Below are 13,510 nucleotides of genomic sequence, written 5' to 3' on the forward strand. Positions count from 1 at the left end.
GGCTAGCCCCCGTTGAGCAGGGCCTCTAGCCCGGCGGCGCCGCCGAGCACGCGCTGCTGGTCCTCGCGGTACTTCAGGACGGCGCCGAGCGTCACCGCGGCCGTCCCCGGGTCCAGGTCGCGCACGCCGAGGGCGACGAGCGCCTCCGTCCAGTCGAGGCTCTCGGCGACGCCCGGCGGCTTCAGCAGGTCGCTCTCGCGCATCCGCTGCGCCGCCCGCGCCACCTGCCCGGCCAGCCGCTCCGACGCCTCCGGCAGCCGCCGCCTGATGATCGCGACCTCGCGGTCGAACGACGGGTGCTCCAGCCAGTGGTAGAGGCAGCGGCGCTTCAGCGCGTCGTGGACCTCGCGGGTCCGGTTGGAGGTCACCACGACGACCGGCGGCCGCTCGGCCCGGATCGTGCCCAGCTCCGGGACGGTGATCGTGAAGTCGCTGAGGACCTCGAGCAGGAACGCCTCGAACTCGTCGTCGGCGCGGTCGAGCTCGTCGACGAGCAGCACGCTCGGGGACGTCTCCAGCGCCTGGAGCAGCGGCCTCGCCAGCAGGAAGCGCCGGTCGTAGAGCTCGCCCTCCAGCCGCGACACGTCGCTGACGCCCGCGGCCTCCGCCGCGCGCAGGTGCAGGAGCTGGCGGGGGAAGTCCCAGTCGTAGAGCGCCTGCGAAGCGTCGAGCCCCTCGTAGCACTGCAGCCGGATCAGCGGCGCGTCGAGCCCCCGGGCGAGGGTCTTGGCCAGCTCGGTCTTGCCGACTCCGGCCTCCCCCTCCAGGAACAGGGGCCTCCCCATCCGCAGCGCGAGGAAGCAGGCCGTGGCCAGCCCCTCGTCGCACAGGTAGCCGTGCCCGTCGAGCAGGCCCGCGAGCCGCGCGGGCGATCCGACCTGGTCCACCGTCATCGGCGCCGCCTCCCCCACGGATCACAGGCTACTCAGCCCGAGACCCAAGTCACACATCCGGTTCACGCCGGACATGCGGGGGTTCGGAGGGACGGCCGGTTCGCCGCGTTCCGCCGGCCCATGCCGGGCAAAATACCTGTTAAAACAGTAGGGAAAGTTGACTTTTGGACGCGGGCTGAGCAGCATCGAAGCCATGCGAACCGGTGACCACCACCTGGCCGGCGGAAGCGACCCGACCGACCTGACCGACCTGACCGACGAGGCGAACTACGAGCGCGTCCGCCTCCCGTCCCGGCGGGGGCTGCTGCGCCTGTCGGCCGGGGCCGGACTGACCGCCGGGCTGTCCGCGGGCCTGCCCGGGGGGCTGACCGCGGCGTTCGGTCCGCGGCCGGCGAGCGCGGCGGCCGGGATCGTGAAGCCGCTGCCCCCGGAGCTGTTCATCCCGCAGGGCACCAACGCCGAGATGCGGTGGGAGGCCATGCGCGGGCAGGGGTACCTCACGCCCGCCGACCGGTTCTTCGTCCGCAACCACGTCGCCACACCGCTCATCGACGCGCGGACCTGGCGGCTGAGGCTGTGGGGCACCGGCCTGCGCGGCGCTCCCGCCGAGGACCGTCCCGTCGAGTTCACCTACGAGGACCTCCTCCGGCTCCCCTCCGAGACCGTCACCGCGTTCATCGAGTGCACGGGCAACGGGCGCGGCTTCTACACGTCCCAGCAGGGCCAGGAGGTCTCGGGGACGGCCTGGCGGCTCGGCGCGGTGGGTGTGGCCCGCTGGCGCGGGGTCCGCCTGGCGACCGTCCTGCGTCGCGCAGGTATCACCCCTGAGGCCGTGGACATCCTGCCGCGCGGGTTGGACGCTGAGTTCGTGGACAAGGGCGAGAACCTGGGCCGCGTGCGGCGTCCCCTACCGGTGGCGAAGGCCATGAAGGACGCGCTCCTCGCCTACGAGATGAACGGCGCTCCCCTGCCGCCCGACCACGGCTTTCCGGTGCGCCTGGTCGTGCCCTCGTGGGCGGGCATCGCATCCATCAAGTGGCTGGGGGACATCCAGGTCGCCGACGAGCCGCTCTTCTCGCCGTGGAACACCCGCTACTACCGGCTCTTCGTGCCCGGCTACCCCGAGGAGGGGTCCGCGCCCCTGACCCGCATGAACGTCAAGTCGGCCTTCGAGCTGCCGTGGGAGGCCACCGTGCCCGCCCGTCCGCACGCCCTGCACGGCCGGTCGTGGTCGGGGAACGGCCGGATCCGGCACACCGACGTCAGCGTGGACGGCGGCCGGACGTGGCGCCGCGCGCGCTTGCGGGACCGTCACCCGAACCCCCGCAGTTGGGTCCGCTGGGACCTGCCGTGGCGCCCGGAACGGCCCGGCCGGTACGAACTCCTGGCGCGCGCGACCGACGAGACGGGCGCGGCCCAGCCCACGACCGCCCCCTACAACACGCTCGGCTATCTCTTCGGCGCCGTCGTACGGCACCCGGTCACCGTCGCCTGACGCTCCCTCCTCGCCCCTGCCCGCCGCCACCGACAGATGGACACCGCCGACCGGCACCCGGTCGCCTCCGCCCCGAAAGGACCCCCATGGCACTGTGGAAGCCGGACCCGACGTTCTACGCGTCACCGCGCGACGCCGCCTCCGCGCCGCCGGAGAAGCTCGCCTACGTCGCGGCGTTCGACCGGGCCGCCGAGAAGCCGGACGCGATCGCGGTTCTCGACGTCGACCCCGGCTCCGGCTCCTACGGCTCCGTCGTGGGGTGGACCGAGCTGCCCTACCTCGGCGACGAGCTGCACCACTTCGGGTGGAACGCGTGCAGCAGCGCCCTGTGCCCCGGGTCCCCGCACCCGCACGTCGAGCGCCGGTACCTGATCGTCCCGGGGCTGCGGTCGTCGCGGGTGTACGTCATCGACACCAAGGACGACCCCACCGCGCCGAAGATCGTCAAGACGCTGGAGGCGGACGAGCTGGCCAAGCGCGCCGGGTACTCGCGCCCGCACACCGTCCACTGCGGGCCGGAGGGCCTCTACCTGACGGCCCTCGGCGGGGCGAACGGAGAGGAGGGGCCGGGCGGCATCGCGCTGCTGGACCACACCTCGTTCGAGGTGCTCGGGCGGTGGGAGGTCGACCGGGGCCCGCAGTACTTCGCCTACGACGCCTGGTGGCACATCGCGCACGACGTGCTCGTCGCGTCCGAGTGGGGCACCCCGTCCATGATCGAGGAGGGTGTCGTCGGCGAGCTGCTGCTCGGCCGCAAGTACGGGCACTCGCTGAACTTCTTCGACCTGCGCAAGCGCAAGCACGTCCAGACCGTCGACCTCGGGGACGAGCACCAGATGGTCCTGGAGCTGCGTCCGGCGCACGACCCGACGAAGCTGTACGGGTTCGCGGGCGTGGTCGTCAGCGTCGAGGACCTGTCCGCGTCGGTGTGGGTCTGGCACCGCGACGGCGACCGGTGGGCCGCCACGAAGGTGATCACGATCCCCGCCGAGCCGGCCGACCCGGACGACCTGCCGCCCGTCATCCGCCCGTTCGGGGCGGTGCCCCCGCTCATCACCGACATCGACCTGTCCGTGGACGACCAGTGGCTGTACGTCTCGTGCTGGGGCACCGGCGAGCTGAAGCGCTACGACGTCAGCGACCCGTTCCACCCGGTCGAGGCGGGCTCGGTGCGGATCGGCGGCATCGTCAGCCGCACCCCGCATCCCGCCGACCCGGGCCGTCCCCTCGCGGGCGGGCCGCAGATGGTCGAGGTCAGCCGCGACGGCAGGCGCGTCTACGTCACCAACTCGCTCTACGGCTCGTGGGACGACCAGTTCTACCCCGACGGAGTGGGCGCGTGGATGGCCAAGCTCGACTCGACCCCGGAGGGCTTCTCGTTCGACGAGCGGTTCTTCCCCGGCGGCGACGACTTCCGGGGCCTGCGGCCTCACCAGACGCGCCTCCAGGGCGGTGACGCCTCCTCGGACTCCTACTGCTACCCGTGAACGACGGGTCGCTCGCGGCGCTCGTCGCGCTCGGCGCGTTCCACGGCCTCAACCCGGCCATGGGATGGCTGTTCGCGGTGGCCCGCGGCCTCCAGGAGCGCAGCCGGTCGCTCGTGCTGCAGTCGCTCCCGGCGATCGCCGCGGGCCACGCCGCCTCCGTCGGCGCCGTCGCCGTCCTGGTCGCCCTCACCCGCTCCGTCGTCGCGACCCGCGCGGTCGCGATCGGCGGCGGGGCCGTGCTCGTCGGGTTCGGCCTGTGGCGGCTGCTGTCGCGGCGGCACTTCCGGTGGGTCGGCATGCGCATCTCGCTGTGGCAGCTCGCCGGCTGGTCGTTCCTGATGTCGTCGGTGCACGGCGCGGGCCTGATGCTGCTGCCCGTGCTCACCTCGGCCGGGACGGCCCCGGCGGGCCACGACCACGGCCTGGCCTCGTCCTCCGGCAGCGCCCTGTCGACCGGCGTCTTCGTCACCGCCGTGCACACCCTGTCGATGTTCGCCGTGGCCGGCGTGATCGCCGTCCTCGTCTACGAGATCGTCGGCCTGGCCGTCCTGCGCCGCGCCTGGTTCAACCTGGACCGCCTCTGGGCCGCGGCCCTCATAGCGGCCGGCGCCATCACCGCCCTGACCGCCTGGTGACCCCGGGAGCCGGGTCAGGCGGGGTCGGGGGCTTCGCCCCGGGTGTGGAGGAGGGCGCGGAGTTCGGCCAGCTGGCGGGCGGCGAGGGTCTTCTCGGCGCCGTTGATGCCCATGGCGCCGAGGGAGGTGCCGTCGGCCAGGTCGAGGGTGGGCCACGGGTCGCCGGTCGACATGGAGACGTCGACGACCTCGGGCCATTCGAGGCGGCGGGTGTTGAAGGCGTTGACGACCGTCAGGCCGGACTCGTCGGCGCTGACGCGGCAGCGGGCCAGCATGTGCAGGACCCACGCGACCGCCGCGCCGAAGGCGACCATCAGGACCCGGTCGAACAGCTTGAACTGCGGCGCCACCACCACGGCGAGCACGACCATGCCCAGCACGATCACGCCCGCCGTGGTGTAGGCGACGAGCCGGGTGGTGCGGGGGCGCCACACCGCCGGCAGGCCCGGGTCGTCAGCCAACGATCTTCGCGATGGGGATCTCGAGGATGTCGTGGGCGCCCGCCGCCTTCAGCGCCGGGATCAGCGTGTTGACGCCGCGCTTGGCGACCACCGACTCCACGGCGTTGGACTCCCCGCCGGCGAGCGAGGTGACCGTCGGCGACGACATCGCGGGCATGATGTCGAGGACCTGCTGGAGGTCGGCGTGCGCGACGTTCAGCTTCAGCAGCACCTTGCCCCGCGCGCGGATCACGCCCTGGAGCAGCAGGGCGATGTCCTCCATCGCGGCGCGCTTCTCGGCGTCCTCGTAGGCCTCGCGGTTCGCGACCAGCTCGGTGTAGCTGGTCAGGAGCGTGTCGAGGATGCGCAGGCCGTTCTTGCGCAGCGAGGAGCCGGTCTCGGTCAGGTCGACGATCGCGTCCACGATGTCGGGGACCTTCGCCTCGGTCGCGCCGTAGGACGGGACGACCGTGGCCTTCACGCCGTGCCTGTCGAGGAACCGCTTGGTCATCGCCGGGAACTCGGTGGAGATCCGCACGCCCTCCGGCAGGTCGGCCACCGACCGCCAGGGCGCGCCCTCGGGCACCGCCATGATCACGCGGACCGGGTTGGAGGTCGCCTTGGAATACTTCAGCTCGCCGAGGCTGACCACGTCGGCGTCGGTCTCGGTGATCCAGTCGCGGCCGGTGATGCCGAGGTCGAACAGGCCCTGTTCGAGGTAGGTCGGGATCTCCTGCGGGCGCAGGACGCGGACGCGGTCGATGCGCGGATCGTCGATGGAGGCGCGGTAGTCGCGGTCGGAGCCGCGCTGGACGGTGAGGTCGGCGGCGTCGAACAGCTGCATGGTCGCCTTCTCCAGCGACCCCTTGGGCAGAACGAGTGACAGCACGGATCGGCCTTTCGATGAGGATGCGTACGGGATACCGGGATTGCTCAGGAGCGCCGATGCTCCCCTTCTGGGAAGTGCTCGCCTTCTGGGAAGTGCTCGCCTCCTGGGAGCCGCCCCATGGCGGGGCGCCGCTCCACGCCTAGGAGCCCAGATGCTCCAGGCCGTGCCCGGCGTGACCGTGATGCCGCAGACCTCGCAGGGTCAGTGCCGTGTCGAGTGCGGCCACAGTCGCCTCCCATCCCTTGTCCTCGGAGCTGCCCGGCAGCCCGCTGCGTTCCAGTGCCTGCTCAATGGTGTCACATGTGAGGACCCCGTTGCCCACCGGAGTCGACTCGTCCAGCGCGACGCGGGTCACACCGGCGGTCACCGAGTCGCACACGTAGTCGAAGTGGGCGGTGGCGCCCCTGACCACCGCGCCCAGGCACACGACGGCGTCGAGGTCGCGGGCCAGCTGCTGGGCGATCACGGGCAGTTCGAGCGCGCCCGCGACGCGGGCCACGACGGGCTCGTCCGCGCCGCACGCCTTCGCCGCCGCGAGCGCCCGCTCCAGCAGCCGGTCGGTGACCCGCTCGTGCCAGCGGGTGCACACGATGCCGAGCGTGAGCCCCGCCGCGTCGACCGTGATGTCCTCGGGGCGTCCCGCGCCGCTCATCGCATTCCCTCGCTCCGGTGTCCGGGCTCGTCCTGGTCGCCCAGCTCGATCTGGTGGCCGAGACGGTCGCGCTTGACCGTCAGGTAGCGCCGGTTGTGCTCGGTGACGATGACGGGCATGGCCTCGCGGCCCCGCACGTCCACGCCGAAGCCGTCCAGGCCCTTGAGCTTGTCCGGGTTGTTGGTGAGCACCCTCACCGAGCGTACGCCCAGCTCGCGCAGCATGTGCCCGGCGTTGGAGTACTCCCGCGCGTCGGCGGGCAGCCCCAGCTCCAGGTTGGCGTCGACGGTGTCGGAGCCGTGGTCCTGGAGCGCGTACGCCTGGAGCTTGGCCAGCAGGCCGATCCCGCGTCCCTCGTGCCCGCGCAGGTAGAGCACGATGCCGCGCCCCTCCTCGGCGATCCGCTCCATGGCGGCGTCCAGCTGGGTGCCGCAGTCGCAGCGCTCGGAGTGCAGGACGTCGCCGGTGAGGCACTCGGAGTGGGCCCTGACCAGGACGTCCTCGCCGTCGCCGAGGTCGCCGAGCACGAGGGCGATGTGCTCGCCGCCGTCGATCGCGCTGGAGAACCCGACCGCGCGCCACATCCCGTACCGGTTGGGGAGGCGGGTCTCGACCACGCGGGTGACCATCGACTCGATGCGCCTGCGGTACTCGGCGAGTTGTTCGATGGAGACGAGCTTCAGCCCGTGCTCCTTGGCGAACACCTGGAGCTCGGGGAGGCGCGCCATGGTGCCGTCCTCGTTCACCACCTCGGCGAGGACCCCGGCCGGGGGCAGCCCGGCGAGCCGGGCGAGGTCCACGGCGGCCTCGGTGTGGCCGCGCCGGCGCAGGACGCCGCCCTCGTGGTAGCGGAGCGGGAAGATGTGGCCGGGGCGGACGAGGTCGCGCGGTTCCGACGCCGAGTCGCACAGCGTGCGGATCGTGTGCGCCCGGTCGGCGGCGGAGATGCCGGTGCTGACGCCGAGCCGGGCGTCCACGCTGACCGTGTACGCGGTGCGCATGCGCTCGGTGTTCTGCGCGGTCATCAGCGGGATCTGGAGCCGGTCGAGGTCGGCGCCCTCCATGGGGACGCAGATGACGCCGCTGGTGTAGCGGATCGTGAACGTCAGCAGCTCGGGCGTCGCCTTCGACGCGGCGAAGATGATGTCGCCCTCGTTCTCGCGGTCCTCGTCGTCGACGACCACGACGGGCAGCCCCGCGGCGATGTCGGCGACCGCGGACTCGACGGAGTCGAAGATCCCCGTGGTCGCGAGCGCCGTGGTCGCGAGCGCCGTGGTCTCGGGACCCGTGCCGTGGGGTGCCTCCTCGCGGAGCACCGCCTCCCGGAGCACCGCGTCGTCGATCCGTGTGTCGTTGCCGCTCATGCGGTCACCGCCTTCTGCCTGGAGTTGCGCACGCCCCGGGACTCCCGGAGCCAGTTCCTGAACCCGACCATCACCATCACGAAGAAGATCCCGTAGACCGCGCCGGAGACGTACAGACCGGACTTGAGCGCCAGCGGCACCCCGACCAGGTCGACCAGCACCCAGACGATCCAGAAGTCGACGAGGGCGCGGCTCTGCGCGAACGTCGCGACCGCGCTGCCGACGAAGATGTAGGCGTTCGCCCACGGCGACCAGGCGATCTTCAGCCAGTCGAGGTGCACGAACAGCTGGGCGACCACCGCCGTGCCGACCAGCAGCGCGGCGACCAGCACGACCCGTTCCCTGAGCGTCGCCTGCCGGACGGCCAGCCCGGCGCCCTCGCTCCGTCCGCGCGTCCACATGAACCACCCGTAGAGGGCGAGCCCGCAGAAGAGGATCTGCTTGAGCGCGTTGCCCGGCACGTGCGCGTGCAGGGAGGCGGCGAGCAGCAGGAGCGCGCCGACCAGCTGCACCGGCCATGTCCAGAGGGTCTTGCGCATCGCGAGCCACACGACGGCGAGCGAGAGGACGTTGCCGACGAGGTCGGTCCACAGGATGTGCTCGCCGAAGACCTCGAAACCGGCGCCGAGCCAGTTCACGACCGGTCTCCCAGCATGCGCTCGACGTACTTGGCGACGACGTCCACTTCGAGGTTCACGGGGTCGCCCGGCTGCTTGTGGCCGAGGGTGGTCAGCGCGAGCGTCGTCGGGATGAGGGCCACGCTGAACCGGTCGGCGCCGGCCTCGACGACCGTGAGGCTGATCCCGTCGACGGTGATGGAGCCCTTGTCGACCAGATAGCGGCTCAGATCGGCGGGGAGGGACACCGTCACCACGTCCCACCGCTCCCCCGGCTCGCGGGAGATGATCGCGCCGACGCCGTCGACGTGGCCCTGGACGAGATGGCCGCCGAGCCGGTCCGACAGCCGCACGGGCCGTTCCAGGTTGACCTTGGAACCCGGCGCGAGCACGCCCAGGCTGGACTTGTCGAGCGTCTCCTTGATGACGTCGGCGGTGAAGACGCCGTCCTTGACGGCCACGACGGTGAGACAGACGCCGTTGACGGCGATCGACGCGCCGTGGACGGCGTCCTGGGTGACCAGCGGCCCGCGGACCGCGAGCGCGACCGAGTCCCCTTGGGGATCGACCGCCACGATCTCGCCGAGCTCCTCGACGATGCCGGTGAACATCTCCCGGGCCTCCTAGATCAGTGGCTCCGGGGGACGCGGGGACGTACGTGCGTCCGAATACACCCCTGGCCAGGGGTGTACCGCGCGCTGCCTCCCATCCGGACTTTCACCGTCGGTCCCGGAGTTTCACCGGGTCAACCGGCCGATGGCTTCGGCCGGGTCGCGGACTGTAACCGCCGGTTCGGAATTTCACCGACCCCGGAGCACGCGTTCATGCTTTGCCAACCAGTGTGCCATGCATTCCATTCCGCGCCCGTGTGGCGGTCGCCACAAACTCCGCCGGGCGCGCGCCGCCGCTCCGGACGCCGGCCCCGCCGCCGGGAGGGCGGCCGCCCGGCGCACCACCGCGTCCGGCGGCCCGGGGCGGCGGCGGACGGCAGGTCTTGCCGGGGGCGGGGTGCGCGGTGCAACTTGTTAACAGATCCCCTGCCATTCATTCGGGAAGGCACATGGCGAAGTTGAACCTGTCGCCCAAGATCCTTGATGTTCTCGACTTCGGAACGCCGTCCGCCGAGCGCGACATATCCCGGGGGCTGGAGAAGTACTTCGTGGAGTCCCCCGCCTACCACCGGGTGCGGTCCGGGCAGAAGACGATCCTGATGGGCAACCGCGGGGCCGGGAAGAGCGCGATCTTCCAGGTGCTGGCCAAGCGGGAGCGGTCCGCCGGAAGCCACGTCATCGAGCTGTCGCCCGAGGACTACTCCTACGAGCTGCTCAGCTCCACGATGGCGTCGGAGAACGCCGGCTCGTGGGTCAAGCAGGGGGCCTACGCCGCCGCGTGGAAGTACCTGATCCACGTGCTGGTCATGAAGGCCCTGGCGCGCAAGGGGATGCGGCTGACCAAGGGCGGCGGCCGGGAGATCCACAACTACATCAGGGACAACCACGGCGCCCAGCAGCTCGGGCCCCTGTCGATGCTGGTCTCCTACCTCAAGCGCCTGGAGGCCGTGAAGCTCGGGCCGATCGAGGCCGGCATGCGGACCCGCGAGCTGGACCGCCTCTACAAGCTGGAGGAGATCCAGAACCTGCTGCCCGCGCTGCGCAAGGTGCTCGGGAACCAGCGCGTGGTGGTGCTCGTGGACGAGCTCGACCGCGGCTGGGACTCCTCCGAGGACGCCAAGGCGTTCGTGTCCGGGCTGTTCCAGGCGTGCGTGTCCATAAACGCGCTGCATCCGAACCTGCGCGTCTACATCTCGCTGCGGCAGGAGCTGTACGACGACATCCCGGCCCTCTACGAGGACGCGCAGAAGCACCGGGACCTGCTGGAGAAGATCTACTGGTCGGAGGAGTCGCTGCTCGAACTGATCGCCAGGCGCATCCGGCACTCGGCCCACGAGAAGGGGTTCGACGTGGAGGCCCTCGAACGCGCCGGGGACCGGGCCTGCTGGTCGGCGGTCTTCGCCCCGCCGCCGCCCGGCCGGGGACGGGACGGCGCGCTCGGCCGCGGCTCGTTCGGCTACATGGTCGACCGGACGCTGTACCGGCCGAGGGAGCTCATCCAGTTCTGCTCGGAGGCGCTGGAGCAGGCCAGGGCCCGCGGCGCCCGGCTTCCCGTGCCGTACTCGGCGATCGAGCGGTCGGAGTACGGGTACTCCGCCGAGCGGACGAAGGACATCGCCGCCGAGTACCGCTCCCAGTACCCGGGGCTGCTGAGCGTGTTCGAGGTGTTCCGCAGCCGTCCGCCCGCTTTCGACCGCGGCGAGCTCGAACTGCTGTGCCTGGAGCTGGCCTGCGGCGACGTCCCCACCCACGGGACCGAGTCATGGCTCGCCTCGTGCGACCCGAACGAGCTGATCGAGATCCTCTGGCGGTCGGGCCTGCTGACCGCGCGGGCGTCCCAGGACGGGCGGTTCCTCGGCAGCCACCAGGTGCAGCACATCAACCTCGCCGCGGTGCGCCGGTTCCGCGTCCACTCGATGTTCCACGCCTCGCTCGGCATCGAGGCCTCGGAGGCCGGGAACACCGCGAGGGCCGGGTGACACCGCCGGGGCCCGGTGACACCGCCGGGGCCCGGTGACACCGCCGGGGCCCGGTGACACCGCCGGGGCCGGGTGACACCGCCGGGGCCGGGCGCTCCAGGGGCCGGGGCGCTCAGCCGAGCGTCAGGTGCAGGCCGGTCGGGACGGACCTCACGCGGCTCAGGTTCTGGACCACGTGGTGGGCCTCGCCCAGGGCCTCCTCCGGGTGGCTGGTGACCAGCGCGATGACGGTGGCCCCTGCGGCACGGCCCGCCGCGATCCCGGCGGGGGCGTCTTCGACGACCACGCAGGCGGACGGTTCCACGCCGAGGCGGCGGGCCGCCTGGAGGTAGCCGGAGGGGTCCGGCTTGCCGTCCGGCACGTCCTCGGCGGTCACCACGACGGGCGGAGCGGGGATGCCGGCCACGCCGGTGCGGACCTTGAACTGCCCCCGGTCCATGGACGTGACGAAAGCGTGGAGCAGGCCGCTCATGTCCGCCAGCAGTTCGACGGCGCCGGGCAGGGCGGTGATGCCGTCGGTACTGGCCGCCTCCAAGGCGTCCAGGCGTGCGGTGGCCTCGCGGACCTGCTCGGCCGGGAGGAAGTCGGCGACGCGGTCGCTCGTGCGGCGGCCGTGCGCGCCCGACATGAACTCGTCGGGGTCGATGCCGTACTCGACGGCCCACGCACGGCCCGCGCGCTCGACGAGGGGCGTCGAGTCGACCAGGGTGCCGTCGACGTCGAACAGGACGGCGGCGCAGGCCAGTGTCATCGTGGGGGGAAGCAGGGCTCCCCCGCGCTCGGCGGGGGCGTTCACCAGTCCGCCTTGGCCGTCGCCTCTTCCGCCTGGGCGCGCAGCCTGCGGACGGCCTCCGCCGGGTCGTCGGCCCCGTAGACGGCGCTGCCGGCGACGAACACGTCGGCTCCCGCCTCCGCGCAGCGCTCGATCGTCTCGGCGCTGACGCCGCCGTCCACCTGGAGCCAGACGGGCAGGTCGCGGCCCTTGATGAGCTCCCGCGCGCGGCGGACCTTCGGCAGGACGACGTCCAGGAACTTCTGGCCGCCGAAGCCCGGCTCCACGGTCATCAGCAGCAGCATGTCGATCTCGCCCAGGAGGTCTTCGAAGCCGTCCACCGGGGTGGCCGGGTTGACGCCCAGCCCCGCGCGCGCGCCCGCGGCGCGGATGGTCCGCAGAGTGCGGATGGGCGCCTTCGACGCCTCGGCGTGGATGGTGACGCTCCCGGCTCCGGCCTCGGCGTACTGCGGCGCCCAGCGGTCGGGGTCCTCGATCATCAGGTGGCAGTCGAGGGGCAGCGCGCTGCTCTGGAGCAGCGCCTGCACGACGGGCAGTCCCAGGGTGAGGTTCGGGACGAAGTGGTTGTCCATGACGTCGACGTGGACCCAGTCGGCGGAGTCGGCGATGCGCGCGACGTCCTCGGCCAGGCGGGCGAAGTCGGCGGACAGGATGCTGGGTGCGATCTGAGGAGCCATGATGCCCCGAGTCTATTGGCGCAGCCCCGCCCGCTCGTCACCCGCCTGGGTGAGGCCGGGGGTGGAACGGGCGGCCAGGCGGAGGCGGACGAAGACCTCGGGCGCGCCGGCCGTGACCCACAGAACGAGCAGCGCCTGGACGACGAACGCCTGGATCAGGTTCGTCCCTTCGAACACGGCGATGACCGCGGCCCCGGCGAGGCCCACCGGGAGGCGCCCCAGGCGCTGCCAGGCCTTGCCGCCCGGGTCGAACCAGCCGCGCCACGCGACGATCGACAGGCCCATGAGCAGGCCGCAGAGCGCGCCCGACGCCTGGGCCGAGTCGACCAGTGTCACAGGAGCGGCGACGCCCCCGGCCGCTCTGACGGCATCGGCCCATGCATGCGGCCACTGCCAGTTCTGCAACGGCCGTACCGCACCCCAGGCCGCTGCCAGCAGCAGCAGGGAGATTGCGAGGGAGAGCACCAGTTGCACGGCCAGGTGCTGGCGGCGCCACCACGGGACGGCGATGGGCTCCAGCCCGAGGGCGGCGACCAGCACGGCCAAGCCCACGCCCCATCCCGCCAGGACCTGCCCCACCGAGTGCACGCCCAGGTAGACGCGGGACACCCCGATCAGGACGATGATGACGACGGCGCCCGCCCACAGGAACCACCGCCTGGTCTGGGCGGCGAAGAAGCCCCAGCCCGCGACGCTGTTCTGGGCGTGGCCGGACGGCATCCCGAAGGACGACAGCGACTGCTTGCCCTGGATGTTCGGATCCGTCCAGTACGGGCGGGGGGCGTGGAAGACCAGCTTGAGGAGGGCGTTGAGCATCGCGCCGAACAGCAGCACGACCGCCGCCCTCGCGGCGAGCCGCGGCGCCACGCACCAGAACAGCGCCAGGAGCACCGGGACGTAGAAGGCCGCGCTGCCCAGGTACGACATGAAGAGCATGAAGCCGGTCAGCGGAAACCCTCCCGAGGTAGGTGCGGAGTG

General features: G+C 72.1%; 14 protein-coding genes and 1 riboswitch. Of the genes, 4 read left to right on the forward strand and 10 right to left on the reverse strand.

All coding sequences use genetic code 11. The annotated features are described in order from the left end of the window. Positions 1-2 precede the first annotated feature (2 nt). On the reverse strand, positions 3-893 hold the full coding sequence (locus tag FKD65_RS09395; RefSeq protein ID WP_141586661.1) for a MoxR family ATPase: 891 nt from the start codon (positions 891-893) through the stop codon (positions 3-5). A gap of 193 nt (positions 894-1,086) precedes the next feature. On the opposite strand from FKD65_RS09395, the gene FKD65_RS09400 reads away from it, so the two are divergent. The 3 genes from FKD65_RS09400 to FKD65_RS09410 all read left to right on the forward strand — a co-directional run bounded on the left by FKD65_RS09400 (position 1,087) and on the right by FKD65_RS09410 (position 4,510). Beyond that, positions 1,087-2,388 carry a sulfite oxidase gene (locus FKD65_RS09400; protein ID WP_141577086.1) on the forward strand — a complete coding sequence of 434 codons (1,302 nt, stop codon included), beginning with the start codon at positions 1,087-1,089 and terminating at the stop codon, positions 2,386-2,388. Positions 2,389-2,474: 86 nt separating this feature from the next. Continuing rightward, positions 2,475-3,875: a selenium-binding family protein gene (locus FKD65_RS09405; protein ID WP_141577087.1), complete on the forward strand. Its 1,401-nt coding sequence runs from the start codon at positions 2,475-2,477 to the stop codon at positions 3,873-3,875. Further along, complete coding sequence (locus tag FKD65_RS09410) at positions 3,872-4,510, forward strand: hypothetical protein (protein WP_141577088.1); 639 nt, start codon at positions 3,872-3,874, stop codon at positions 4,508-4,510. The genes FKD65_RS09405 and FKD65_RS09410 overlap by 4 nt, the downstream gene beginning before the upstream one ends. A 14-nt stretch (positions 4,511-4,524) precedes the next feature. Here the strand turns inward: FKD65_RS09410 and FKD65_RS09415 are convergent, their stop codons facing one another. The 6 genes from FKD65_RS09415 to FKD65_RS09440 all read right to left on the reverse strand — a co-directional run bounded on the left by FKD65_RS09415 (position 4,525) and on the right by FKD65_RS09440 (position 9,083). Continuing rightward, positions 4,525-4,971 (reverse strand): PH domain-containing protein, encoded by a 447-nt coding sequence (locus FKD65_RS09415; protein ID WP_240810051.1) that lies wholly within the window; start codon positions 4,969-4,971, stop codon positions 4,525-4,527. Then, entirely contained in the window at positions 4,964-5,839 is an 876-nt protein-coding gene (hisG, locus tag FKD65_RS09420; protein WP_141577089.1) for an ATP phosphoribosyltransferase, read from the reverse strand. Before hisG ends, FKD65_RS09415 begins: the two co-directional genes overlap by 8 nt. Before the next feature lie 139 nt (positions 5,840-5,978). Continuing rightward, a complete protein-coding gene (gene ribH, locus FKD65_RS09425; RefSeq protein ID WP_141577090.1) occupies positions 5,979-6,491 on the reverse strand; it encodes a 6,7-dimethyl-8-ribityllumazine synthase in 513 nt (170 codons plus the stop codon). Then, the gene (locus tag FKD65_RS09430) at positions 6,488-7,855 is read right to left on the reverse strand and encodes a bifunctional 3,4-dihydroxy-2-butanone-4-phosphate synthase/GTP cyclohydrolase II (protein ID WP_141577091.1); all 1,368 of its coding nucleotides are present in this window, start codon (positions 7,853-7,855) and stop codon (positions 6,488-6,490) included. Before FKD65_RS09430 ends, ribH begins: the two co-directional genes overlap by 4 nt. Beyond that, a complete protein-coding gene (gene pnuC, locus FKD65_RS09435) occupies positions 7,852-8,493 on the reverse strand; it encodes a nicotinamide riboside transporter PnuC (protein WP_141577092.1) in 642 nt (213 codons plus the stop codon). Before pnuC ends, FKD65_RS09430 begins: the two co-directional genes overlap by 4 nt. Further along, positions 8,490-9,083 (reverse strand): riboflavin synthase, encoded by a 594-nt coding sequence (locus FKD65_RS09440; RefSeq protein ID WP_141577093.1) that lies wholly within the window; start codon positions 9,081-9,083, stop codon positions 8,490-8,492. Before FKD65_RS09440 ends, pnuC begins: the two co-directional genes overlap by 4 nt. 80 nt (positions 9,084-9,163) lie before the next feature. Continuing rightward, a riboswitch (FMN riboswitch) is annotated at positions 9,164-9,294 on the reverse strand. A 238-nt stretch (positions 9,295-9,532) separates the two neighbouring features. On the opposite strand from FKD65_RS09440, the gene FKD65_RS09445 reads away from it, so the two are divergent. Next, complete coding sequence (locus FKD65_RS09445) at positions 9,533-11,062, forward strand: hypothetical protein (RefSeq protein WP_168220994.1); 1,530 nt, start codon at positions 9,533-9,535, stop codon at positions 11,060-11,062. A 112-nt stretch (positions 11,063-11,174) separates the two neighbouring features. Here the strand turns inward: FKD65_RS09445 and FKD65_RS09450 are convergent, their stop codons facing one another. The 3 genes from FKD65_RS09450 to FKD65_RS09460 are packed head-to-tail and all read right to left on the reverse strand — an operon-like array spanning position 11,175 to position 13,459. After that, on the reverse strand, positions 11,175-11,858 hold the full coding sequence (locus tag FKD65_RS09450; protein ID WP_240810052.1) for an HAD-IA family hydrolase: 684 nt from the start codon (positions 11,856-11,858) through the stop codon (positions 11,175-11,177). Then, positions 11,855-12,532: a ribulose-phosphate 3-epimerase gene (rpe, locus tag FKD65_RS09455; protein ID WP_141577094.1), complete on the reverse strand. Its 678-nt coding sequence runs from the start codon at positions 12,530-12,532 to the stop codon at positions 11,855-11,857. Before rpe ends, FKD65_RS09450 begins: the two co-directional genes overlap by 4 nt. Before the next feature lie 12 nt (positions 12,533-12,544). Continuing rightward, a complete protein-coding gene (locus FKD65_RS09460) occupies positions 12,545-13,459 on the reverse strand; it encodes a phosphatase PAP2 family protein (RefSeq protein ID WP_168220995.1) in 915 nt (304 codons plus the stop codon). Between the last annotated feature and the right edge of the window lie 51 nt (positions 13,460-13,510).

Source organism: Actinomadura sp. WMMA1423 (assembly GCF_006547145.1).
In the GTDB taxonomy this organism is placed as follows: Bacteria; Actinomycetota; Actinomycetes; order Streptosporangiales; family Streptosporangiaceae; genus Spirillospora.